This window comes from Mesorhizobium sp. M0772 (genome assembly GCF_040320135.1).
Classification (GTDB): Bacteria; Pseudomonadota; Alphaproteobacteria; order Rhizobiales; family Rhizobiaceae; genus Mesorhizobium.
In genome coordinates this window covers 119,040-141,488 of sequence record NZ_JAMYPB010000005.1, presented here as the reverse complement: position 1 = coordinate 141,488, position 22,449 = coordinate 119,040, and the positions used below count along the sequence as shown (strand labels likewise).

At 62.9% G+C, this 22,449-nt stretch carries 21 protein-coding genes and 1 riboswitch; of the genes, 5 read left to right on the top strand and 16 right to left on the bottom strand.

The genetic code is table 11. The annotated features are described in order from the left end of the window. Positions 1-4: 4 nt before the first annotated feature. The 5 genes from NKI06_RS05345 to NKI06_RS05325 all read right to left on the bottom strand — a co-directional run bounded on the left by NKI06_RS05345 (position 5) and on the right by NKI06_RS05325 (position 4,915). On the bottom strand, positions 5-748 hold the full coding sequence (locus tag NKI06_RS05345; RefSeq protein ID WP_352984365.1) for a glycosyltransferase family 2 protein: 744 nt from the start codon (positions 746-748) through the stop codon (positions 5-7). Continuing rightward, positions 745-1,794 carry a serine kinase gene (locus tag NKI06_RS05340; protein ID WP_352984364.1) on the bottom strand — a complete coding sequence of 350 codons (1,050 nt, stop codon included), beginning with the start codon at positions 1,792-1,794 and terminating at the stop codon, positions 745-747. Before NKI06_RS05340 ends, NKI06_RS05345 begins: the two co-directional genes overlap by 4 nt. Positions 1,795-1,944: 150 nt before the next feature. After that, a complete protein-coding gene (locus NKI06_RS05335) occupies positions 1,945-2,367 on the bottom strand; it encodes a PqqD family protein (protein WP_023668882.1) in 423 nt (140 codons plus the stop codon). 162 nt (positions 2,368-2,529) lie between these two features. Further along, positions 2,530-3,630, bottom strand: coding sequence for an FAD-binding oxidoreductase (locus tag NKI06_RS05330; protein ID WP_352984362.1), 1,101 nt, complete (start codon positions 3,628-3,630; stop codon positions 2,530-2,532). Between the two features lie 37 nt (positions 3,631-3,667). Then, positions 3,668-4,915 (bottom strand): aromatic ring-hydroxylating oxygenase subunit alpha, encoded by a 1,248-nt coding sequence (locus NKI06_RS05325; RefSeq protein WP_023715520.1) that lies wholly within the window; start codon positions 4,913-4,915, stop codon positions 3,668-3,670. 117 nt (positions 4,916-5,032) lie between these two features. Then, positions 5,033-5,234, bottom strand: a riboswitch (cobalamin riboswitch). A 499-nt stretch (positions 5,235-5,733) separates the two neighbouring features. Here NKI06_RS05325 and NKI06_RS05320 point away from each other — a divergent pair. The 3 genes from NKI06_RS05320 (at position 5,734) to NKI06_RS05310 (ending at position 6,515) form a co-directional block, all read left to right on the top strand. Next, positions 5,734-5,940 (top strand): DUF680 domain-containing protein, encoded by a 207-nt coding sequence (locus tag NKI06_RS05320; RefSeq protein WP_023668885.1) that lies wholly within the window; start codon positions 5,734-5,736, stop codon positions 5,938-5,940. Positions 5,941-6,006: 66 nt separating this feature from the next. Next, complete coding sequence (locus NKI06_RS05315; protein WP_023668886.1) at positions 6,007-6,210, top strand: DUF680 domain-containing protein; 204 nt, start codon at positions 6,007-6,009, stop codon at positions 6,208-6,210. Between the two features lie 71 nt (positions 6,211-6,281). After that, positions 6,282-6,515 carry a DUF680 domain-containing protein gene (locus NKI06_RS05310; RefSeq protein WP_023715518.1) on the top strand — a complete coding sequence of 78 codons (234 nt, stop codon included), beginning with the start codon at positions 6,282-6,284 and terminating at the stop codon, positions 6,513-6,515. A gap of 73 nt (positions 6,516-6,588) precedes the next feature. On the opposite strand, the gene NKI06_RS05305 is transcribed toward NKI06_RS05310, so the two are convergent. From NKI06_RS05305 to NKI06_RS05285, 5 genes are all read right to left on the bottom strand, one after another. Further along, entirely contained in the window at positions 6,589-7,701 is a 1,113-nt protein-coding gene (locus NKI06_RS05305; RefSeq protein ID WP_023668888.1) for an ABC transporter ATP-binding protein, read from the bottom strand. 66 nt (positions 7,702-7,767) lie between these two features. Next, a complete protein-coding gene (bglA, locus tag NKI06_RS05300) occupies positions 7,768-9,432 on the bottom strand; it encodes a beta-galactosidase BglA (RefSeq protein ID WP_352984360.1) in 1,665 nt (554 codons plus the stop codon). Between the two features lie 5 nt (positions 9,433-9,437). Beyond that, positions 9,438-10,592: a carbohydrate ABC transporter permease gene (locus NKI06_RS05295; RefSeq protein WP_023702525.1), complete on the bottom strand. Its 1,155-nt coding sequence runs from the start codon at positions 10,590-10,592 to the stop codon at positions 9,438-9,440. A 1-nt stretch (position 10,593) separates the two neighbouring features. Beyond that, positions 10,594-11,607 carry a carbohydrate ABC transporter permease gene (locus tag NKI06_RS05290; RefSeq protein WP_023668891.1) on the bottom strand — a complete coding sequence of 338 codons (1,014 nt, stop codon included), beginning with the start codon at positions 11,605-11,607 and terminating at the stop codon, positions 10,594-10,596. Between the two features lie 234 nt (positions 11,608-11,841). Further along, entirely contained in the window at positions 11,842-13,197 is a 1,356-nt protein-coding gene (locus NKI06_RS05285; RefSeq protein WP_023668892.1) for an ABC transporter substrate-binding protein, read from the bottom strand. A gap of 364 nt (positions 13,198-13,561) precedes the next feature. Between NKI06_RS05285 and NKI06_RS05280 the strand changes: the two genes are divergently transcribed. Both NKI06_RS05280 and NKI06_RS05275 read left to right on the top strand, forming a co-directional pair. Further along, on the top strand, positions 13,562-14,584 hold the full coding sequence (locus NKI06_RS05280; RefSeq protein WP_023729697.1) for a substrate-binding domain-containing protein: 1,023 nt from the start codon (positions 13,562-13,564) through the stop codon (positions 14,582-14,584). Between the two features lie 166 nt (positions 14,585-14,750). Next, positions 14,751-16,097, top strand: a complete 1,347-nt coding sequence (locus NKI06_RS05275) for an NAD(P)/FAD-dependent oxidoreductase (protein WP_352984359.1) — start codon at positions 14,751-14,753, stop codon at positions 16,095-16,097. A 26-nt stretch (positions 16,098-16,123) separates the two neighbouring features. Here NKI06_RS05275 and NKI06_RS05270 read toward each other — a convergent pair whose 3' ends face one another. The 6 genes from NKI06_RS05270 to NKI06_RS05245 all read right to left on the bottom strand — a co-directional run bounded on the left by NKI06_RS05270 (position 16,124) and on the right by NKI06_RS05245 (position 22,446). Then, complete coding sequence (locus NKI06_RS05270; RefSeq protein WP_352984358.1) at positions 16,124-17,536, bottom strand: S8 family serine peptidase; 1,413 nt, start codon at positions 17,534-17,536, stop codon at positions 16,124-16,126. Next, complete coding sequence (locus NKI06_RS05265) at positions 17,526-18,194, bottom strand: anti-sigma factor (RefSeq protein ID WP_352984397.1); 669 nt, start codon at positions 18,192-18,194, stop codon at positions 17,526-17,528. Before NKI06_RS05265 ends, NKI06_RS05270 begins: the two co-directional genes overlap by 11 nt. 14 nt (positions 18,195-18,208) lie before the next feature. Further along, complete coding sequence (locus NKI06_RS05260; protein WP_352984356.1) at positions 18,209-18,775, bottom strand: sigma-70 family RNA polymerase sigma factor; 567 nt, start codon at positions 18,773-18,775, stop codon at positions 18,209-18,211. Positions 18,776-19,062: 287 nt separating this feature from the next. Continuing rightward, positions 19,063-19,902, bottom strand: a complete 840-nt coding sequence (locus NKI06_RS05255; RefSeq protein WP_023815944.1) for an alkaline phosphatase family protein — start codon at positions 19,900-19,902, stop codon at positions 19,063-19,065. A gap of 64 nt (positions 19,903-19,966) precedes the next feature. Further along, positions 19,967-21,622 carry an ABC transporter ATP-binding protein gene (locus tag NKI06_RS05250; protein WP_352535465.1) on the bottom strand — a complete coding sequence of 552 codons (1,656 nt, stop codon included), beginning with the start codon at positions 21,620-21,622 and terminating at the stop codon, positions 19,967-19,969. After that, positions 21,622-22,446: an ABC transporter permease gene (locus NKI06_RS05245; RefSeq protein WP_352654545.1), complete on the bottom strand. Its 825-nt coding sequence runs from the start codon at positions 22,444-22,446 to the stop codon at positions 21,622-21,624. Before NKI06_RS05245 ends, NKI06_RS05250 begins: the two co-directional genes overlap by 1 nt. Positions 22,447-22,449: the final 3 nt, after the last annotated feature.

Sequence of the window (22,449 nt, the reverse complement as noted above, 5' to 3'; positions counted from 1 at the left end):
TCTTTCACCACTCTGCCGGGCGCTTGATCTCGAAAAGCCCCTCGACCGGGCGCCGCGACGGATCGGCCTTGCGCCGCCGCAAGGATTTCTGAATTACACGCAGATATTCGCGCACCGCCACATCCCTTTGCTTGGTCAAATTGCCGGGGTGGCGCCGGTAGTATACCGCGACGGTGGCGGGAAAAATGTGCTTCGGGCTGGTTTCGAAAATGCGCAGCAGATAGTCGGCGTCTTCGCCCTGCCGGAACTCCTCGTCGAAAGCACCGGTACGGTCGATGAGTGCCCTGCGGAATATCCCGGCGCTAAGGCTGACGCCGCGCACGGTGGGACCTGCGCCGCCCGGTGCCGGCTGGAGGGTTTCGTCGTCCATGAGATCGACGCGCGTCATCAGCGAGTAGGTCAGCTCGAGCGCAGGGTCGGCCGCGAACAGGGGTAGGTCAGCCTTGAATCGTCCAGCCGGCGAGACGTCGTCCGAATCCAGGAACGACACCAGTTCGGTGTGCGGCAGCAACTGCTTGAGCCCTGTGTTGCGCGCGTTGGCCACGCCCTGGTTGGCCTGCTGGAACAGGCGGATGCACGACGCTTCCCGCATGATGGCGCGGACTGCTTCAACGGAGCTATCCGTCGAGCCATCGTCGACAACGATGATATCGAGATCGGCATCGTCGCGTTGCCTGAGCAGGGACCGCAACGTCGAAACGACATAGATCTCCCGATTGTAGACCGGCACAATGACGCTCAACTTCATGCGGCGCCCCGAAGGACGAAATCCGCAATCGTGCCGGCGATCTCCTGCGGCTCGGTCCCCAGCGACAGCCGGTAGCATGGCAGGTCGCGGGTAAGCTCGCTGAAAAAGCGAAAGCCCGCTTCCCGTTCGCCCGGCAGCTCCACGAGGCCGGACGGCGCCAGGGCAATCATGGCATCCTTGCGCGATATGGGCATGACCGAGCTTCTCGCACCTCCCCTGATATGGGGCACTATCAAAGCAATAATGTCCAGACTTGCAGGAGTTGGTCGAGGCGCGATCTCGTCGATGTGAAAGGCATGCTTGCCTTGCCAGTTCAGCGGTTGGTACGACTCTAGCCGCTCCTCCAGCTTCAGCCGCCTGAAGCCCTCCGGATCCTGCTTGAGCGTGGCAAACAGCGGATAGGCCGTCACCCCCTCGGTCCGGTCGATCAGCACATAGTCGTCGCCGACGCTATCGAGCCCATTGAGCAGGCCGGCGACGACCGTTCCCGATTTGCCGGCTCCGCCAGAGCCCGCCAGCAGCACGCCCTTGCCATCGATGCCCAGCGTGCCGGCATGGGTAAGCCGCATGCCGCGCGCCGCATATTCCCAATGCAGGTAGGCGCGCAGCGGCGCCCCTTGTTCCCATGGCGGAAAGGCCTTGGCCGACATCATCAGCTGCGCCCCGACATGGCGTTGCGGATCATGGAACTGCCAGAAGTCGAGGTCATGATAGTAGCTGCCGCGCAATCCGGCCTCTTCCAGCCGGTTGGCAAAGGCATGATGGTTGTAATCGCCTCGGCCCCAGGTGGCCGGGGCGGGGACGCCATCGATGGCCGGGTGGGCGACGAAAATGCGGCAGCCGTCAGATGCAGACGGATTTTCCGGGGCCGGTATGAAGGCATGGCTCATGGCTTCCGCCAGCGTGCCATGGTCGAGGTGGACACTCAGGTCCAGTCCCGGCAACCGCACCCCGGCGGTAACGGGATAGAAGGCGGCGGCGCTTTCCGCGGCCGCCAGCACATGGCGGGCATAATCCGGCAGGGTTTGCAGCGTGATCAAAGGCATGTGTTGTTGTTCAGCGTCCAGAATTGCGCCGGGTCGCCTGATGCATGTCGCTCGGGGTGGCCCCGGTTTTGAGACGACGACATGCATAAAATCAAAGATCTAAACCGCGTCGCCTGAGTCCGTCAAACGCGACGCGCTTTAGGGAAACGATTATGCCTGTTTCACCGCCGGCCAGCCGAGAGGTTCCTCGACCTCATGGATCGGGTCGACAATGATGAGATCGGCAAGGTCGTCATGGACATCGACCTTGAGCGGCTCATTGCTGGCAGCAAGCGCAGCCGACAGCTCGCCCGAAAGCGGTTGTGCCGGTGTTTCGGCTGGCGCAAGCAACCCGAAATCGAGCAGTCGGGCAACGAAGCTTTCGAGGTCGGCTAGGCTTATTTTTGCGGCGCCCGCGGCAGCTCCGACCAGCGCTTCAGTGGCGACGCCGGACGACAAAGCCTGCCAGACCCGGCTGCCGGAATCGGAAAAGCCGAAATACTTACCGTTCGAAAGATCGAGAACGACGGCTTCGCCATCGAATGATTCGAAAACGATGTCCTTGCTTGCGACCGCGTAGACCCGCTGTTGCATCGCTCTGTCCCCCGTTCCATGCGCCCATGAAGGGATGCGCCGGTTTCACGGTCTGCCCAGCCCTTCCTAAGTGCGTCTAAATCACTCGGCCTATGCTTGGCAAGACAAAGACCCGCGAACACAACGCTTGCGTCGGCGACCATTGCGGCGAAGTCGACCGGCTCAAGCCTCGATTTCGAGCGCCGACAACGGTTTCGAGCAGCAGGCAAGGATAAAACCGTCGTCGATCTCGTGGTCGAGGATGCCGCCATTGTGGCTCATCTCGACTTCGCCGGAGACCTTCTTCACCTTGCAGGTGCCGCACAGGCCGAACTCGCAGGCGGCGGGTATCCGCACGCCCGAGCTGCGCGCCGTCTGCAGCACGGTCTGGCCGGCAACGCAGCCGGCGTCGACCTCCGAAAGCGAGAAGCGGATCGGCGTCACAGCCTCGACAGGTGCAACAGCACCGTCTTCAGCGGGTGAAGCAAACGGCGCCGGGATTTCCTCCACCACGGGCGCGGCAAAGCTCTCCTGATGGTATTTCGTCATATCGAAGCCGGCGGCCTCCAGCATGCCGCGCACGGCGCGCATGAACGGATCGGGGCCGCAGCAGAAGATTTCGCGCTCGCGGAAATCCGGAGCCAGCAAGGGCAGCCGGATCGCGTCGATGCGCCCCATATGACCGTACCAGCCCTCGCGGCTGGAACGTTCCTCGATCATGAAGCCGAGCGACAGGCCGGGCATATGGCCGCCGAGCAGTTCGAGTTCCTTGCGGAAGATGATCTCTTCGGCACGCCGCGCGCAGTTGACGAAACCGACATCGGTCCATGGCGCGCAGTCGTTCAGCCAGCGCAGCATCGACATCATCGGCGTCACGCCGGAGCCAGCCGAAATGAACAGGTATTTGGCCGCCGGGTGGCTGTGCAACGAGAAGTCGCCCGCCGGTCCATAGGCCTTGACGTGCGAGCCGGGCATCAGATGGTCGAACATCCAGCGCGTGCCGATGCTGCCGGCCTGCGCCTTGACCGTCACCGCGATCGAAAACGGCCGCGACGGCGACGACGACAGCGTGTAGGTGCGCATCAGCGGCCCGTCCGGTGTCGGCAGTTCCAGCGTCAGGAACTGGCCCGGCTTGTAGCGGAACCAGGTCTGGTTGTCGGAGCGGAAGGTGAAGGTCTTGACGTCAGGCGCCTCGTCGCTGACGCCGATCACTTCCAGCACCTGCAGCCTATCGTTCCACGGCGCCATCTGGTCGAGATGGCGATAGAGCCCAAGATCCGTCATCGCATTCATCCTCTGGTCCCTCTTCGCCTGCTCCAGCTCACGCGACGCTGCGCAGCGCCGGCCGGCCGCCTTCGGCAAGGCGCGGGCCGATGAAGGCCGCGTACCATTCGACGAACTGGATCACGCCGCCCTCATGCAGCTCCGAATAGGGGCCGGGCTCATAGGCCGGGGACAGGATGCCGAAGGCGTTCTCCTCGACGATGCGGCGGTCCTGGTCGTTGGTCTCGGTCCAGACATGGGTCAGTTCTTCAAGGTTGTAGTCGACGCCCTCGACCGCATCCTTGTGCACCAGCCACTTGGTCGTCACCGCGGTTTGCGTGGCGCTGATCGGCAGCACCCGGAAGGTGACCGCATGGTCGATCAGGATGTGGTTCCAGGTCGTCGGATAGTGGTAGTGCATCAAGGTGCCGATGCGGTCGGCGGCAACAGTGTCGGACAGGTTCTTCGTCACCGCGCGCTTTCCCGACATCGTGTAGCTGACGGCATCGCGCAGCAGCGGCGCGCGGGTGGCGCGGTATTGCCCGGCCGGATCGATGCGGAACTTGCTCGGCAGGCCCGCCGCCTCGCATTTCGCCCAGTGCGCCAGCATCTCCGGATCGCTGTCGGCGCCCTGCACGCCGGTCACCGTCGGCGCTTCGGGGAATGTCTTGCACAGCTCCGGATGATTGCCGGCGCAGTGATAGCATTCGCGGTTGTTTTCCCAGACCAGCTTCCAGTTGCCCTTCTCGATGATGGTGCTCTCGAAGGCGACCTTGGCTTCATTCAGCCGGTGCGGCTTGAGGTAGGGCTCTATCATGGCGCGCATCGGCGCAAAGTCGGCAGGTTCTTTCGCCAGGCAGATGAAGATGTAGCCGCCGACGCTCTCGCAGGCGACGGGCTTCAGGCCGAACTGGCTCTTGTCGAAACCGTCGGCCATCTGGCGGGCAAACAGCAGCCGGCCGTCAAGCTCGTAGGTCCACTGGTGATAAGGGCAGACAAGCTTTGCCGCCATGCCCTTCTCAGTGTTGCAGACACGGCTGCCGCGATGGCGGCAGGAATTGTGAAAGGCGTTGATGTTGCCCTTCTGGTCGCGGACCAGCACCACCGGATAATCGCCGATCTGCACGGTGATATAGCTGCCGGGCTTCGGCAGTTCGCAATCATGGCCGATGAACAGCCAGTCGCGATACCAGATAAGCTCCATGTCGAGCTTGAAATAGTCCGGGTCGGTGTAGAAGGGCTGTTCCAGCGAAAAGCCTTGCTTGCGGCCGTTCAGGAGCCTCAGCATGTCGTTGCGCGTATCCATAGTTCTGTCCTCGTGGTTTAAGGACTGAACTTGGTGGTGATGGAGGAAGGATCGGACGCAGGCCGGCGCGGCGCCGGACATGCACTATCCACCTCTTGACCGCCCACCGCGATCAGTCGAGTCTAGGCATCTCGGGCTGGTTTCCGGGCTCTGGAGTTGTCCTTGCGGACCATCGCGACACCTTCCCAGGCTCTTGCCCAGTGGTCTCCCGTTGCGACTTGAACTCCACCACCGTTGCGGGGGCAGCGCCGGATTCTGACCGGCTTCCCAATTCTCCGCTGCGTCGTCACGAAGCGGCACCTGAGATGCGATCATCTAATCACGGCAGCGATCGCGACGTCGGCATGAAAGCGACATCATATCCATGCGGCGCGACACGCGCGGCTTACGCCCCCCGCCCCCGGTCAAAGAGCTGAGACGTTTCTTGCGACGCCATCATCGCCGTTTCGAATCGCTGCCGATCCAGTTCGATCGCGGGCAAAAATGGCTCAACGGTATCGAAAAGTTACTATTAGCAATCTCTAATCGAACCGAACGGTTCGTTTCTGTTGACAATGCGTGCAGGACGGTGTGGACGACGGCCCGGAAACCGACGTCGGAGCGAACCACTCGGTTCGGCATAAGCGACTGAAAACAATGCGATAAATGACCATAGAGGAACTTCCTGGCACAATTTCAAGGTGCAGGACCGTGGTCCACACGGAACAACTTCGTGATTGGAAACCAGCCTATGGCTTTCCCACATCGGGGCTGTCCGATCGACGCGAATTCCTCCCAAGACACGCCGCTAGACGGACAGACAAACTGGAGTCCTAAAAATGAAAAAGATCATCCTCACTGCCGCAGCCGTTTTGGCGATCACCGGCAGCGCCTTCGCCGGTAGCGACAATTACGGTTCCAATGGTGCGAACCAGCCAGCCGTCTCGGTCGACAGCTCGTATACGGCTTCCATTCAGAAGCCGGCGCACGCTGACAAGCAGCCTGTCGTTCAGGGCGCCGACCGCGACCTCTACGGCAATCGCTGATCCCGACCAAAGAAGGGCGGCTAACCCGTCGCTCTCGGGATCCCAAAAAATTCAGGAGTATTTGAAATGAAAAAGATCATCCTTGCTGCCGCCGCCGTTTTGGCCATCTCCGGCAGCGCTTTCGCCGGCAGCGACAACTACGGTTCGAACGGCGCCAACCAGCCTGCGATTACGTCGACCGATAGTGGCCATACGGCTTCGGTTGAGAAGTCGGCTCCAGCCGAGCAGGCGCCTGCCCACGGTGCCGACCGTAACCTTTTCGGCCGCTAAAAGCCGGTTTCCAGCACGTGGCGGGCTTATCCGCTGCAGCTGGCGGCATCAGAAAAATTCAGGAGACTAAAATGAAGAAGATCGTTCTTGCCACCGCAGCCGTTCTGGCTGTTTCGAGCGCTGCCTTTGCCGGCAGCGACAATTATGGCTCCAATGGCGCCAACCAGCCGGCCGCTGCCGTCGACACCACCCGCACTTCGTCGACCGGCACCAACTCGGCGGTCTACAAGCTGCTGAACTCGTCGAACGACCAACAGAAGTTCGTTCCTCAGAGCAGCGACAGGGATCGGTTCGGCAACAACTAACAGCCGAAGCTTAAAAAAAGAGCGGCGGGCCGGGCCCGCCGCTCTTTTTTCATGCCTGTACGACGCAGCTATCTCAAGCCGCCTTCACTTCCACCGGCTTGAGCGAGAAGGAGTGCCCATCGGCGTCGAAGATGTGCAGGTCCCCGGCATCCGCGGTCAGTCGCAGCTTTGCCCCGCGCTTGACCTCGACATTGCCGGGCAGCTTGGTCACCAACGGCAGGTCAGCGCGGCCGATATCGACATAGACAAGCTGCACCTCGCCGAGTTGCTCGACATAGTCCACCACGCCCTCGAAAAGATATTCCGCGCCGGTGGCGGCCGACAGATCCTCCGGCCGCACGCCGAAGCTGACTGCCGCACCCTTTGCTGACGCCGGCGTTGCGATCGGCACCGTTGCCTTGCGGCCGCCGACATGGCTGACGATTGTCGGGTTGCCCGTCCTGTCGATTGTCGCCGGCAGGATGTTCATGGCCGGCGAGCCGATGAACTGGGCAACGAACAGATTGCCGGGCTTCTTGTAGAGGTCCATCGGCGTGCCGACCTGCTCGATATGGCCATCCTTCAGCACGACGATGCGGTCGGCGAGCGTCATCGCTTCGACCTGATCGTGGGTGACGTAGATCATGGTCGTGGCAGGCATCGATTCCTTGAGCTTGGCGATCTCGATGCGGGTCGCGACGCGCAGCGCCGCGTCGAGATTCGACAGCGGCTCGTCGAACAGGAACACTTTCGGATTGCGCACGATGGCGCGACCGATGGCGACACGCTGGCGCTGGCCGCCCGACATCGCCTTGGGCAGGCGGTCGAGATATTTGGTCAGCTGCAGGATTTCGGCGGCCTGCCGCACCCGCTTGTCGATCTCGGCCTTGCTTTCCTTGCCGATCTTCATCGAGAAGGCCATGTTGTCGTAGACGGTCATGTGCGGATAGAGCGCATAGGACTGGAACACCATGGCAATGCCGCGCTTGGAAGGCGGCACGTCGTTCACCACCTCGCCGGCGATCTTCAGCTCGCCGGAGGTGATCTCCTCAAGCCCGGCGATGGACCGCAGCAAGGTCGACTTGCCGCAACCCGACGGGCCGACGAAGACGATGAACTCGCCCGACTTTATGTCGAGGTCGATGCCGTGGAGAATGTGCAGATTGCCGTATGATTTCTTCACCTGTCTCAGCGTGACATCGGCCATAATTTCCTCCCAGTGATTTCCCTAGAGAACCTGGATTTCCTCAAAAAATCCAGTTTCGTCAAAAACTCAGTCGATGCGCCCGAACCAGGCGCCGTAGCCGCCGAGGCGGATGGAACCTGTGCCGGATTGTCCCGAAAAACCGTGCCCGGCCAATGGCAGCAGCGCCTGACCACCGAGATCGACCTCGGCCGGCTTGCTGGCCAGATTGAAGACGCAGACGATCTGCTCATTGCCCTCACGGCGAGTGAAGGCGACGGTGTCGCCCTCGCTTTCGATGAACTCGATGTCGCCTTTGGCCAGGGCCGGATGCTGGCGGCGGAAACCGAGAAAGCGCCGGTAGTGCTCGAGCAGCGAGGCCGCGTCGCCCTGCTGAACATTGACCGCTTGCGACAAGTGCTTGCCCGGCACCGGCAGCCAGGGCTTGGCCGTCGAAAAGCCGGCATTGCTGGCGGTTGCATCCCACACCATCGGCGTGCGGCAGCCGTCGCGGCCCTTGAATTCGGGCCAGAAGCGAATGCCGTAGGGGTCCTGCAGATCCTCGAACTGCAACTCGGCTTCGCCCAGCCCAAGCTCCTCTCCCTGATAGAGGCAGACCGAACCGCGCAGCGACATCAGCAGCGCCGAGATAACCTTCAGATAGGCGGCCGGGTCGGCCTCGTCGGCGGCCCAGCGCGAGGCCGGACGCATCACGTCGTGGTTGGAAAAGGCCCAGCACGACCAGCCGTCGCTGGCGACCTTGCCGAAGGCTTCCAGCACCTGGCGCACCTTGGCGGCGCTGATCTTTTCCGGCGCCAGGAAATCGAAGGAATAGCACATGTGGACGCGTTTGCCGCCGGCGGTGTAGGCGGCGACCACTTCCAGTCCGCGTTGCGAATCGCCGACTTCGCCGACTGCGGCGGTTGCCGGATATTCGTCGAGCAGCGCCCGGAACCGTTCGAGGAAGGCAAGGTTTTCCGGCCGGCTCTTGTCGTAGATATGGTCCTGGTAGTTGTAGGGATTGACCGCAGGTGCTGTCTGGTCGTTGCGCTCTTCGGGCGGCAGCGGCGGATTGTTCTCCAGCCCGTGGCTGTGGAAGTAGAAATTGATGGTGTCGAGGCGGAAGCCGTCGACGCCGCGCTCCAGCCAGAAGCGGGTGACGTCGAGCAGCGCGTCCTGGACTTGCAGATTGTGGAAGTTGAGGTCCGGCTGCTCGGACAGGAAATTATGCAGATAATATTGCTGGCGGCTGGTGTCCCACTGCCAGGCCGAGCCGCCGAAGATCGACAGCCAGTTGTTGGGCGGCGTGCCGTCCGGCCTGGCGTCGGCCCAGACATACCAGTCGGCCTTGGGATTGCTACGGCTGGCGCGGCTCTCCTTGAACCATGGATGGTTGTCGGCGGTGTGCGACAGCACCTCGTCGATCATCACCTTGAGGCCGAGGTGATGGGCTTCCGCAACCAGCGCGTCGAAATCGGCGAGCGTCCCGAACATCGGGTCGACGTCGCAATAGTCCGAGACGTCGTAGCCGAAATCCTTCATCGGCGACTTGAAGAAGGGCGAAATCCAGATGGCGTCGACGCCGAGCGAGGCGATGTAGGGCAGCCTGCGGATGATGCCCTTGAGGTCGCCGATGCCGTCGCCATTGGAGTCCTGATAGGAGCGCGGATAGATCTGGTAGATCACCGCGCCCCGCCACCAGTCGCGATCGACGGCGAGATCGGGCTTCGAGGTCGCCTTCAAAGCGGCTTGCATAAGTCTCAACCTCCTTTGACCGAGCCGGCCAGCAGCCCGCGGACGAAATAGCGCTGCAGCGAGAAGAACACGATCAGCGGCACGATAATGGTGACGAAGGCCGATGTCGTCAGGATTTCCCAGTCGCCGCCGCGCGAGCCGAGCAGCGCGTTGAGCTTCGCGGTCAGCACGATCTGGTCCCCTTCGGTACCGAGGAAAACCATTGCCACCAACAAATCGTTCCACACCCACAGGAACTGGAAGATTGCAAAGGACGCCAGCACCGGGAAGGACAGCGGCAGCACGATCTTGACGAAGATTTCGAAATCGCTGGCGCCATCTATGCGCGCCGATTCCATGATCTCGCGCGGCAGGCCGGCAATGTAGCTGCGCAGGAGATAGATGGCGAAGGGCAGGCCGAAGCCGGTATGCGCCAGCCAGATGCCGAGATAGGTTTTCGACGGCACACCGAAGAAGATGCCGACGCCGTTGTAGATCTTCAAAAGCGGGATCAAGGACATCTGCAGCGGCACGACCAGCAGGCCGATGATTGTGGCGATCAGCAAGGCGCGGCCGGGAAAACGCATCCACGCCAATGCATAAGCGGCGAAGGCGGCGATCAGGATCGGGATGACCGTCGCCGGGATGGTAACGGTCAGCGAGTTTATGAACGAGCGGCCGATGCCCTCCGAAAACAGCACGGTCTGGTAATTGTCGGTGGTGAATTTCGGTGGCGCCGACGAGGCGTAATAGACGCGCTGGCCACGGTCGCCTTCGAAAGCCTTGGGCGAACTCATGACGAACGTTCCGTCGGCATTGAGCTGCAAGGTCACGCCGTCGCCGAGATCGGCAGTGGTGCCGGCCGGATATTGCGTCGGTGCCGCCGACTTGACGCCGAAGGCGCTGATGTTGCGCGCAGCACCGTCGCCGAAGATATTGCCGGCAAGCACGAACTTGCCGTCCTTCTCGACCTGCGCCGAGGCCGGCGGCAGGCGGCCGGCTTCGGTCTGGCTGGAGCTGGAGAACGAGTTCCACCAGCCCGAGGCGATGATCTGGTCCTTGTCGCGCAGTGACGAGACCAGGATGCCGAGCGTCGGCACGGTCCAGATGGCGACGAAGACGAGCACGGCGATGTGGACGCCGAAGCGGCTGGCAAAGGACTTCCCGGTCGCGACGGCCATCTCAATGTCCTCCCGTCTCTTTGTTCGCCTGGCGGATGTTCCAGACCATGATCGGGATGACCGCGATCATGATGATGATGGCGATGGTGGCGCCGCGGCCGAAATCGCCGCCGCCGCGGAACATCCAGTCGAACATCAGATTGGCCAGCACCTGGCTGTTCCACTGGCCGTTGGTCATGGTCAGCACGATGTCGAACACTTTCAGCACTAGGATGGTGATCGTCGTCCAGACCACGGCGATGGTGCCCCAGATCTGCGGCACCATGATCTTCCAGAATATCTGGAACGGATTGGCGCCGTCGATGACCGCGGCTTCAAGCGTCTCTTCGGGGATGCCGCGCAATGCCGAAGACAGGATGACCATGGCAAAGCCGGTCTGGATCCAGATCAGGATGATCATCAGGAAGAAATTGTTCCAGAACGGCAGCGATATCCAGACCTGCGGCTGGCCGCCGAAATACTGGATGATCGCGTTGAGCAGACCGATCTGCGTCTGGCCCTCGCCGCGATATTCGTAGATGAATTTCCAGATCACGCTGGCGCCGACGAAGGAGATCGCCAGCGGCAGGAAAATCAAGCTCTTGGCGATCGTGCCCCACCAGATCTTGTCAGTGAGCACGGCGATTATCAGCCCTAGAAAGGTGCAGGCGGCGGGCACCACCGCCAGCCAGATGATGTTGTTGAGGATCGAGTTGCGGAACTCGCGGTCGCCGAACGCCCATTCATAGTTGGCGAAGCCGACAAAATGCTGGCCGCCGCGGTCGAGGAAGGACAGCCAGAGCGTCGCCACCACCGGGTAGATCAGGTAGACGGTGAGGATGATCATCGCCGGGCCGACGAACAGCCACGGACGGACCAGTCCTTGCCGGCGCAGATTGTCGATGGCCGCAGCCCCGGCCACGCCGCGCGACGGGAATATCAGGTCGACCAGCTTGTTGGCGCCCCAGAAATAGGCGACGCAGCCGCCGACGCCGATGATGATGACAAAAATGGCCGATAAGATCTGAGCAGCCATGGGTCCCTCTTCCCTGCGCATGATCGACCGGGCCTTGAACAGCCCTGGCGATGTGGCTCTGCGCCGATTTAAGTTATTCGGAACGAACGAACGCAAATCGGTCCGGCGTAAGGCGCCGGTCGGATCCGGGCCATAGCGGCCCGGATCCAATCTGTGGAGGAAGTCCTGAATTTGCCGCCAAAGCGGCTGAACACTTGGCAGTGGTTACTTGCCAGCTGACTGCTTGCCAGCTGACTACTTGATAGCGTCCCAGCTCTTCTGGATGTCGGTGGCGACATCCTGCGCCGACTTGCCGCCGACCAGATCGATCATGCCGGTCCAGAAGGCGCCGGCGCCGATCTTGCCCGGCATCAGGTCCGAACCGTCGAAGCGGAAGGTCGAGGCATTGGCGAGGATATCGCCCTGCTTCTTCAGCGCGTCGCTGGCATAGGCATCCTTGTTGACCGACTTGAGCGGCGTGACGAAGCCGCCCTGGGCCATCCAGATTTCATGTGCCAGCGGCATTTTCAGGAATTCGATGAACGCGCGTGCACCCTTCGAATCCTTGGTGATCATGGCCAGCGTGCCGGCGCCGAGCACAGGCGTGCCCAGCTCGGGCTTGGATGCATAGGGCGGGAAGTAAAAGAAGTCGGCGTCCTGTCCAACCTTTGTGCCTTCCGGGAAGAAGGTCGGGATGAACGATGCCTGATGGTGCAGGTAGCATTTCGGCGGCACCGAGAAGAGGCCCTTCGGGCTGTCGCGGAAGTCGGTCGCGGCAACCGCCTTGGCCCCACCGTCGACCATCTTGTCGTCGGTCGCGATCTTGCCGAAAATGTCGATGGCGTTGACCACCGCCGGATCGTTGAACGGGATCTCGTTCTTTACCCACTTGTCATACACGTCGGGCGCCTGGGTGCGCAGCATGATGTCTTCGACCCAGTCGGTCGCCGGCCAGCCGGTAGCGCCGCCTGAGCCGAGGCCGATGCACCACGGCGTGCCGCCGTCGGCGATGATCTTCTTCTCGAGGTCGGCGAGCTCTTCCTGGGTCTTGGGAACCTTGTAGCCGGCTTCCTCGAAATTGTCGGGCGAATACCAGACCAGCGATTTCACGTCGGCCTTGTAGGGGAAGGCGAAGAAGCCCGGCTTGCCGTCCTTGTCCTTGAAGGTGCCGAGATCGACCCATGACTGGCCGGCGCCGTAATTGTCCTTGATCCATTTGGCGGTGTCGTCGCCCAGCGGCGTCAAAAGGCCCTTGGACGCCAGATCCTGGATCAGGCCCGGCTGCGGCAGTACGGCGATATTGGGCGGGCTGCCGGCCTGGGTATCGATGACGATCTGCTGTTCGTAATTTTCCGACGAGGAGTACTTGATCTCGGCGCCGGTGGCTTCCTGAAAATATTCGAGAACAGTGCGGATGAGGCCTTCGTCCTCGCCGCGCCAGGGCCCGAAGATGGTCAGCGTCTCGCCCTTGAGATCGACCTTCTTCAGCTCTTCGTAATTGGCCCAGTTGAAGCGCTTGTCTTCCCCGGGCTTGAACTTCAGTTCGGCTTGCGCCGGCAGGGACAAGGCGAGCGTGGCAAACGCTGCGCCAAGCAGAAGCATCTTCTTCATCGGTATTCCTCCCAGTGTGGACACATACACCCGGACGGAACCTCCATTCCGCCCGCCGACGCTGCAGGACTGTGACTCGTTCAGAAAGGAACCGCAACCTTTCGAAGAGTCTTCCAAAGCGCTTTGGTCTTTTTGATCTCGCCATTGAATCGGCTGGAAGTCAAGAGGGCGGTGGGCTAATCGATTTAATTTCGAGCTGGAAGACTTGGTAAAGTGCACTGCAGCATAGTTTTACGGCGGTGCAGCAGCGTATTAAGCTTCAAACTGGCCGGACCAGTGCGTATGGTCGACCAGCTTGGCCGCGCCCGTTGTGGCGCCGCGTGGCTTCAAAATTAAAAGCGCTTTGAGGCTTGGAGGCCTCCCAGTGAACCTGAAGCAGCTCTCTCATATGCTGGCCCTGTCGCAGACAACGGTAAGCCGTGCGCTCAACGGCTATCCGGAGGTCAACGAGGAAACCCGCCGGCGCGTGGTGGATGCCGCCAAGCGCCACGGCTACCGGCCCAATCCGAGCGCGCGCCGATTGGCGACCGGCAAGACGGGCATGATCGGCTATGTCCTGCCGACGGGCGCCTCCGTCGACATCGACCCGCATTTCGTCGAATTCCTCTCCGGCCTCGGCGACTATGCCCGCTCGCACGAGCTCGACCTGGTGCTGTCGCCGGCCGATGCCGACGACCAGGAAACCACCTATCGCCGCATCGTCGCCAACCGCCAGGTCGACGCCGTCTACATCTCCTCGCCGCGCCCGGCCGACCGGCGGGTGGCGCTGGTCAACACGCTCGGCATTCCCTTCATCGTCCATGGCCGCAGCGAAGGCTCCGATTTCGACTACCCCTTCACCGACATCGACAATGAGGGCGGCTTCCACGACGCCGCCCGGCTGCTGGTTCAGCTCGGCCACCGCCGGCTGGCGCTGATCAATGGCGACGACCGCGAGACCTTCGCCATCCACCGCGAGCGCGGCATGCGCAGGGCGCTGGCCGCGAGCGGCCTGACGCTCGGCGAGCGCCATGTCTGTTCACTCACCATGACCGAGGAGAACGGCTACCGCGCCGCCAGGCGCCTGCTCGAACAGAGCGAGCGGCCGACGGCGATCGCCTGCTCCAGCCTGATCATGTCGCTCGGCGTCGTGCGCGCGGTGCGCGACCTTGGCCTGACCATTCCCGGCGACCTGTCGTTGATTGCCCATGACGACGTCTTTCCATGGCTGAAGCCGGAGAATTTTTCCGTGCCGCTGTCGACGACGCGCTCGTCGATCCGCCTCGCCGGCGCCCGCATCGCCGAACGCCTGGCAGCGCGCATTTCCGGCTTGGAAGAAGGGGCGCGGGGCGAGGTCTGGCCTGTCGACCTGGTGGTGAGAGGCTCGGTCGCCGGCGCGCCGGTTTAGGGATTAATCCAATTGCTCCGCTGGGCAAGTTCACCCATGTGGATGTTGCCCGCAGATAGATTGACTTCGTTGGGACAACGGTCTGCCTGGACCTGTCCTTGATTTGGCTTCGAGTGGGTGGCAACCAGTAAGCCAGAGCCATCAACCAGTCCTCAGGGTGCGCCACTTGCCCATATTCCCGTTCTCCGAAACGGATCCAATCCGGCATCCTGGCCCACCGCCGAAAACGTCGGAGGTGGTCATTGTCGGTGGCGGCATCATCGGTGTGACGACGGCGCTTTTCCTGGCACAGCGGAACATCCCGGTGACGCTGCTGGAAAAAGGACGCATTGCGGCCGAACAGTCGTCCCGCAATTGGGGCTGGATCCGGAAGCAGGGACGCGACGCCGACGAGTTGCCCATCGTCATAGAGGCTATTCGCCTGTGGCGGGAACTGGCTGAGGAATGCGGCGAGGACATCGGCCTGACCCAGACAGGTGTGACCTACCTGGCGAAGACCGACAAGGACATGGCCGGCTTCGAAGCATTCATGAAGATCGCTGCGACGCATGCGCTCGACACCCGTCTCCTGGATGCAGACGAAACCGCGGCACTCATCAAAGGCATGTCGCGCAAATTCAAGGGCGCGATGACGACGCCCTCCGACATGCGGGCGGAGCCTTGGCTGGCGGTGCCCGCATTTGCCCGGCTCGCCGTGCGAAAAGGCGTCAAAATCGTCGAGAATTGCGCAGCGCGAACCCTCGAAATCTCAGGTGGCAAGGTCAAGGGCGTGTGGACCGAGACGGGGTATATCGAGGCCTCCAGCGTGCTGGTCGCGGGAGGTGCCTGGTCATCCTTGTTCCTGAGAAGACACGGCGTCTCCATCCCCCAGCTCAGCGTCAGGGTAACCGCAGCCGCAACGGACCCCTTGGCTGAAATCTATGCAGGTGCGGCGACTGACGAACACATCGCTTTCAGGCGCCGGCAGGATGGCGGGTATACGCTCGCCGCGGGCGGCAGCCATCTGCATTACCTGGGACCTGACGCCTTCCGGCACGCCACCAAATATCTTCCTGCGCTGAGGGACAATCCGCTGGGGACACGCTACTTTCCGTTCGCGCCGTCAGGTTACCCCGATGCCTGGTCGACGCCGCGCGATTGGGCGCCGGATTCGCACAGCCCTTTCGAGAGAATGCGGGTGCTCGACCCGGCCCCTGAACCGGCCCGTCTGCGTTCGATAGAACGCAAGTTCAAGCACCTCTTTCCGCAGTTCGAGAGGGTTCGCCTGAAGGCAGGCTGGGGTGGCATGATCGACGCCATGCCCGACGTCGTCCCCGTCGTGGATCGGGTTGAGGCAGTCGGCAGCCTTTTCGTCGCAACGGGAATGAGCGGCCACGGCTTCGGCATCGGGCCTGGCATAGGCCGCGTCGTTGCCGACATGATCCAGGGAAACCAGACGGGGCACGACCTCAGCCGCTTCCGGCTGTCGCGCTTCCATGATGGCAGCCCTGTCCGGCTGGGTCCGGCGCTCTGAATTGGGTGGCGCGAAATTCGCCCGGTTTACTTGTTCGCCGCCGCCTTCGTATCCAGCAGCCCATAACCGAAATCATTGTCCCGTCCCTTCGGACCGAGATCCCTGGCGGTGGCGGCCAGCGCCTTTTCGATATCGTCGGCCGAGCGCTCGGGTGAGGCGTGGATCAGGTTGGCGATTGCGCCGGACACGATCGCGGCGGCAAATGAGGTGCCGGTGACGACGTCAGAGCCGGCGCCGCTCGGCGCCACCATCTCGACGCCGGGCGCCGAGATGAAGACATAAGCGCCGCGATTGGCCTGCTGCATCAGCCCGTCCTTGGCGTCGGTGGCGGTGACCGCGATCACGCCGTCATAGGCGGCGGGGTAGCCATAGGGCGCTTTCGGCCCGTTGTTGCCGGCAGCAGCGACCAGGATGATGCCGAGCCCGCGCGCATTGCGGCAGGCGGTGGCGAGCAGATCGTTCTTGGGGCCGACGAAACTCATATTGATGATGCTGACATTCTGGTCCGCCGCCCAGTCGAGCGCCGACAGGATGACATCCATGGTCGACCTGCCGTCCTCGAAGGCGCGGGCGTGATAGATCCTGGCGCCGGGCGCCATGCCTTCGAGCGCGCCGACGCCGGCGATCAGTCCGTCGACCGAGGTACCATGGTCACGCTTTTCGACCGGCACGTTGGGCATGGCGTCGAACTGGTCGGCAATGACGCCGGACAGCGCCGGATTGGTGTCGTCTATGCCGGTGTCGATGACGGCGATGCGCACGTTTTCGCCACTGGCTTGCTTGTTGTCGAGCTGAATGCGCTCGAAGGCATAGTTGACGATGCCGGCCGCCTGCTGCAGCGAATAGATATGGTTTGGCTCGCGCCGCAGGGTGCGGCCATCGGCGGCCAGCTGCGCCAGCACGGCGCCGACCGGGCGGCCGTCGGGAATGCCGAAGCGCACCAGTGTGGTGCCGAGCAGCCGCGACTGGCGCTGCGAGCGCACTTCAAGGCCGAAGGAGGCGGCGATCTGCTGGACGGCGCCGGCATCGCCGTCGACGGTCACCAGCACCTCGCCGGGCACGAACTCGCCGGCGATGGCACGGCGCGGCGCGGTCGCGACAAGATCGGTCGGCGAAACGATCGCCCCGCCGGCGGGTGGTCCGGCCTGCGTGTCGGCAGGCGGCCCTGACGGCCGTGGCGTCGGCACGGGCGCTTCGGGAACCGGTGGGTTGGGAAACAGGTCGACGATCAGGGCCGGAAGGGTAACTGCGCCTGGTTCGCCGCCGACGTTGGCCTCATTGCCGTCTTTCGGGCAGTCGGCAGCCGCCGCTCCGGCCGCCTCGGTGCAGTCGGCCCGGCCGGCATTGGGATCATTGGTCTGCGCCGACGCCGGCACGGCGACGATTGTCGTCGCCGCCACCAGGATCGCCGCAAATCGAATGACCGCCCTAGCTGCCATCAACCGGTTTCCTTCCCTCGATCACAGTCTCCGCGAACGGCTGGGCGGCAATAAGGCCGACGAGCCTGGTGTAGTCTGCTCCGGTCTTGACCGGGATGGCAATGCGGAAGACGCCCGAGGCGGCCGGCCCGCCGGCGATCTTCAGCGCGTTCTGGTCGAGGAAGACAGCGATGTCGGACATCTTCGCATCCGGCTTGAACTTGACCAGCGCGAACGGCAGTTTCGCCAGATCATCCTCGGCGCCGGCAATCTCGAAATCATTGCTCTTGCCGCCGGTCTGCACGTAGGACTGCACCACGACCAACGCCAGCAGCACCGCCGCTGCCGCCCAGGCGACGCCGACCGGCACCGCCATGAAACGGCCGAGTGCCTGCGCCAGCCAGGAACCGCCCGCGGGAGCGCGGACCGGTCCGGCTTCGGCGTCGAGCGCCCTGGCAAAGCGGCTGAGCGCATCGGCCGGTGGCCGGATCGCCTCGTTGGCGGCGGCGGCGCCGGAGAATTCCGCCTCAGCCTCGCCAAGCGCCGCCGTCGCCGCCGGATCGGACGCCAGCCATTCCTCGACGGCTTCGAGGTCCGAGCCTTCCAGCGAGCCGTTCAGGTAGAACGGCAGCAGCGTTTCCATTTCGTCACGGCGTGACATTTTTCCAGCGGCGCTCATATCTTCAGGATTACTCATGGCCACCCCCTGTCGTAACCGGCGGCCTTGAGGGCTTCGCCGAGTTTCTTGCGGGCGTAGAACATTCGGGTCTTGACCGTGGCGACCGGGATGCCGAGCACCTCGCCGATCTCCGTCACCGACTGTCCATGGTAATAGGCAAGGTCGATCACCGAGCGGTGTTCCTCCGGCAAGGCATCGACGAAGCGCCGCAAAGCGGCGCCCTTGTCTTCCTTCATGGTGGCGACTTCCGGCGTGTCGGCGCCGTCGGGAACCTGCGCCGCATCGTCGTCATCGATCCAGTCTTCTTTTTTCTTCCGCAGCATCGACAGCGCCTTGAACCGGGCGATGCCGAGCAGCCATGTCGAGACTTCCGAGCGCCCTTCGAAACCGGGCGCCTGGCGCCACAGCTCGAGAAAGACCTCGTTTGCGATATCGTCGGCCATCATTTCCGATCCCGTCTGGCGCACCACGAAGCGGTAGACCCGCGCGTGGTGACGCATGAACAGCAGCCGAACAGCGGAACGGTCGCCCTTCGCGACCCGGTCGACAAGCGCGCGATCAGTCTCGGTCGCTGCCGTCATGGCCGGTCGAGCCGCCTGGCTCCTGTCTGCTCTGTCGCCGATAGGTTCAAAAAGGTTCATCCTTCCGCCAAGGAATTTTGGCGAAGCTAACCGAAGAGAGGGAGTGTTGCCAGAGCGTCTCCCTTCTCCCCGTCACTATACGGGGAGAAGGTGCCGGCAGGCGGATGAGGGGCGGCGCCGGCGTTGGGGTATTTATTTTGATGTTAGCGCTGCCCCTCACCCTTACCCTCTCCCCGTATAGTGACGGGGAGAGGGGGTAGCGAACGGCGGCTCAGCGACGACCTCCGTCACCCCAAAAACGGCTTAGCCTTCATGGTCTCCGGCACCGGCACACCCAGCCGCTTCAGCACCGTCGGCGCCAGTTGCAGCTGATCAAGCAGCGTGTCCGGATCCGGCCCTTTGCCGGCTCCGAAATAATACAGCGCGAAATCCTGCATTTCATCGTCACGGCCGCCATGATGGCCGCGGTCTGTCTGGCCGTGGTCGGCGGTTACGATCACCTCGTAACCGGCTTGCCGCCAGCCCGGCAGGAAGGCTGCCAACATGCCGTCCATCGCATAGCAGGCATGGTCCATTTCGTGGCAGTCATGGCCGAAGCGATGGCCCATCGAATCCAGCGTGCAGGTGTGCAGGATCCCGTAGTCGATGGCGTGGCGCCGGGTCAGCAGGGTCAGTGTCGCAAACAAATCGACATCGCTCGGCGTCATCTGGTTGCGCAAATTGTAGCCGGTCATGGTGTGGAAGCGGCCATGCGCGATCGGTCCGTTGGGCTCGTCGAACTCCATGTCCTCGACTAGATCGAACGGATAGGAACGGAAGAATTCCGACCAGTAGGAATGCGTCACCGCGCCGGTCTTGCCGCCGGCCTTGCTGACCTCGGAGAAAATATCCGGCTTGTTGACGAGAAAACGGTTCTCGTTGGATAGTATGCCGTGCTCCTGCGGCGAAACCCCGGTGTGGATCGAGGCATAGCAGCAGGCCGAGGTCGACGGCAGCACCGAGCGCATCTTCCACACCTGCGCCTCGCCCGACTGCACCCAGCCCTCGAGATTGCCCATCAGCCGGCGCCAGTTCCGGTAGGGCACGCCATCGAGAATGATGAGCAGCAGTTTGGTCTTGAGCGCCATGGGCGGCTCCGGAAAGCTTTTGCCGTTGAAGGAAGTTTTCGCGACAAAGGCCGCGAATTCCCTACTAATTCCCCGCGCTCGCCATGCGCCGTCCCTTGATCGCCTTTTCCAGCCAGCCGATCTCCATCTCGGGAACGGACGACAGCAGCAGGTCGGTATAGGCGTCGAAGGGCGGCGTCAGCACCTTGCTCTTGGCGCCGTAGCGCACCACCTCGCCGCGGTACATCACCGCGATCGAATCGGCGATCGACTTCACCGTCGCCAGATCGTGGGTGATGAAGAGGTAGGCGACCTTCTCGTGCTGCTGCAGGTTGAGCAGCAGCTTGAGAATGCCGTTGGCCACCAGCGGGTCGAGCGCCGATGTCACCTCGTCGCAGATGATCAGCTTGGGCTTGGCGGCGAGCGAGCGGGCGATACAGACGCGCTGTTTCTGGCCTCCGGAGAGTTCGGCCGGATAACGATCGAGAAAGCCCTTGCCCATCTCGATCTCGTCGAGCAGTTCGGCGACGCGCTTGTCGCGCTCGCGGCCGCGTATGCCGAAGTAGAATTCCAGCGGCCGGCCGATGATGGTGCCGACGGTCTGGCGCGGGTTCATCGCCACGTCGGCCATCTGATAGATCATCTGCAACTGGCGCAGATCCTCCTTCGGCCGGTCGGCAAGCCGGTTGGCGAGCGGCCTGCCGTCGAAGGTGACGGTGCCTTCCTCGGGCGGCAACAGCCCGGTGATGGCGCGCGCCAGCGTCGACTTGCCGGAGCCGGATTCACCGACGACCGCCAGCGTCTGTCCCGGATAGATGTCGACCGAGACGTTCTTCAGCACCTTGACGTGGCTGCCGCCGTAAGCGGCGGTGACGTTCTTGACCGACAGGAACGGCGCGGCGCCGGGCTTCTGCTCGGCATGCTCGATCTCATGCACCGAGACCAGCGCATTGGTGTATTCCTGGCGCGGCTCCTTGATGATCTGGCGAGTGCCGCCCCATTCGACCAGCCTGCCATGGCGCAGCACCATGATCTCGTCCGAGACCTGGGCGACGACGGCAAGATCGTGGGTAATGTAGAGCGCCGCGACATGGGTGTCGCGGATGGCGTCCTTGATCGCCGCCAGCACGTCGATCTGCGTCGTCACGTCGAGCGCCGTGGTCGGCTCGTCAAAGACGATCAGGTCGGGTTCCGAACACAGCGCCATCGCCGTCATCACGCGCTGCAACTGGCCGCCGGAGACCTGGTGCGGGAACCGTTCGCCGATGATTTCGGGGTTTGGCAGGCTGAGCTTCTTGAACAACGCCACGGCACGTTTCTCGGCCTCGGCGCGTGTCGCCGTGCCGTGCAGCAGCGTTGCTTCCACCACCTGGTCCATCAGCTTGTGCGCCGGGTTGAAGGCGGCGGCCGCCGACTGCGCGACATAGCAGACCTCGCGGCCGCGCAATTTGCGGAAACCTTCCTTGCCCCCCTTGAGGATATCGCGGCCGTTGAGCAGCACCTCTCCGCCGGTGATGCGCACGCCGCCACGGCCATAGCCCATCGACGACAGGCCGATGGTCGACTTGCCGGCGCCGGACTCGCCGATCAGGCCGAGCACCTTGCCCTTTTCCAGCGTCAGCGAGACATCGTGGACCAGCACGATGTTCTTCGGCACCTCGCCGGGCGGAAACACTGTCGCCTCGATGCGCAGATTGCGGATATCGAGCAGCAGGCCGGGCTTTGCTTTTGTGTCAGCCATCACCCGCGTCCTCCCTTCAGGCTTGTCGTGCGGTTGAGCACCCAATCGGCGACCAGATTGACCGAAATCGCCAGTGCTGCGATCGCCGCGGCGGGGATGAGTGCCGCCCCGATACCGAAGACGATGCCGTCCTTGTTTTCCTTGACCATGCCGCCCCAGTCGGCATCCGGCGGTTGCACGCCGAGGCCGAGAAAGGACAGCGTCGACAAGAACAGCACCGCGTAGATGAAGCGCAGGCCAAGTTCCGAGACCAGCGGCGACAGCGCGTTGGGCAGGATCTCGCGGAAGATGATCCAGCCGCTGCCTTCGCCCCGCAGCTTGGCGGCCTCGACATAATCCATGACGTTGATGTCGACGGCCACCGCGCGCGACAGCCGGTAGACGCGGGTCGAGTCGAGGACGCCCATCACCAAGATCAGCGTCACCAGGTTGGTCGGCAGCACCGAAAGCACGACGAGCGCCATGATCAGGGTCGGGATCGACATCAGCAGATCGACAAGGCGCGACAGCAGCGTGTCGAACCAGCCGCCGAACACCGCCGCCGAAAAGCCGAGGATGGCGCCGAGCGAGAATGACAGCGCGGTGGCCAGCACCGCAATGAACAGCGTGATGCGAGCGCCGTAGATCATGCGCGACAGAAGATCGCGACCGAGATTGTCGGTGCCCAGCAAATGTGCCGCCGTCATCGGTTCCCAGACATCGCCGACGATTTCGGCATTGCCGTACGGTGTGATCAACGGTGCGAAAACTGCCGCCAGCACGAACATAGCCGTCAGCACGATGCCGATCAGCGCGGGAATGGGGATGCGTTTGATGTCGAGCATGCC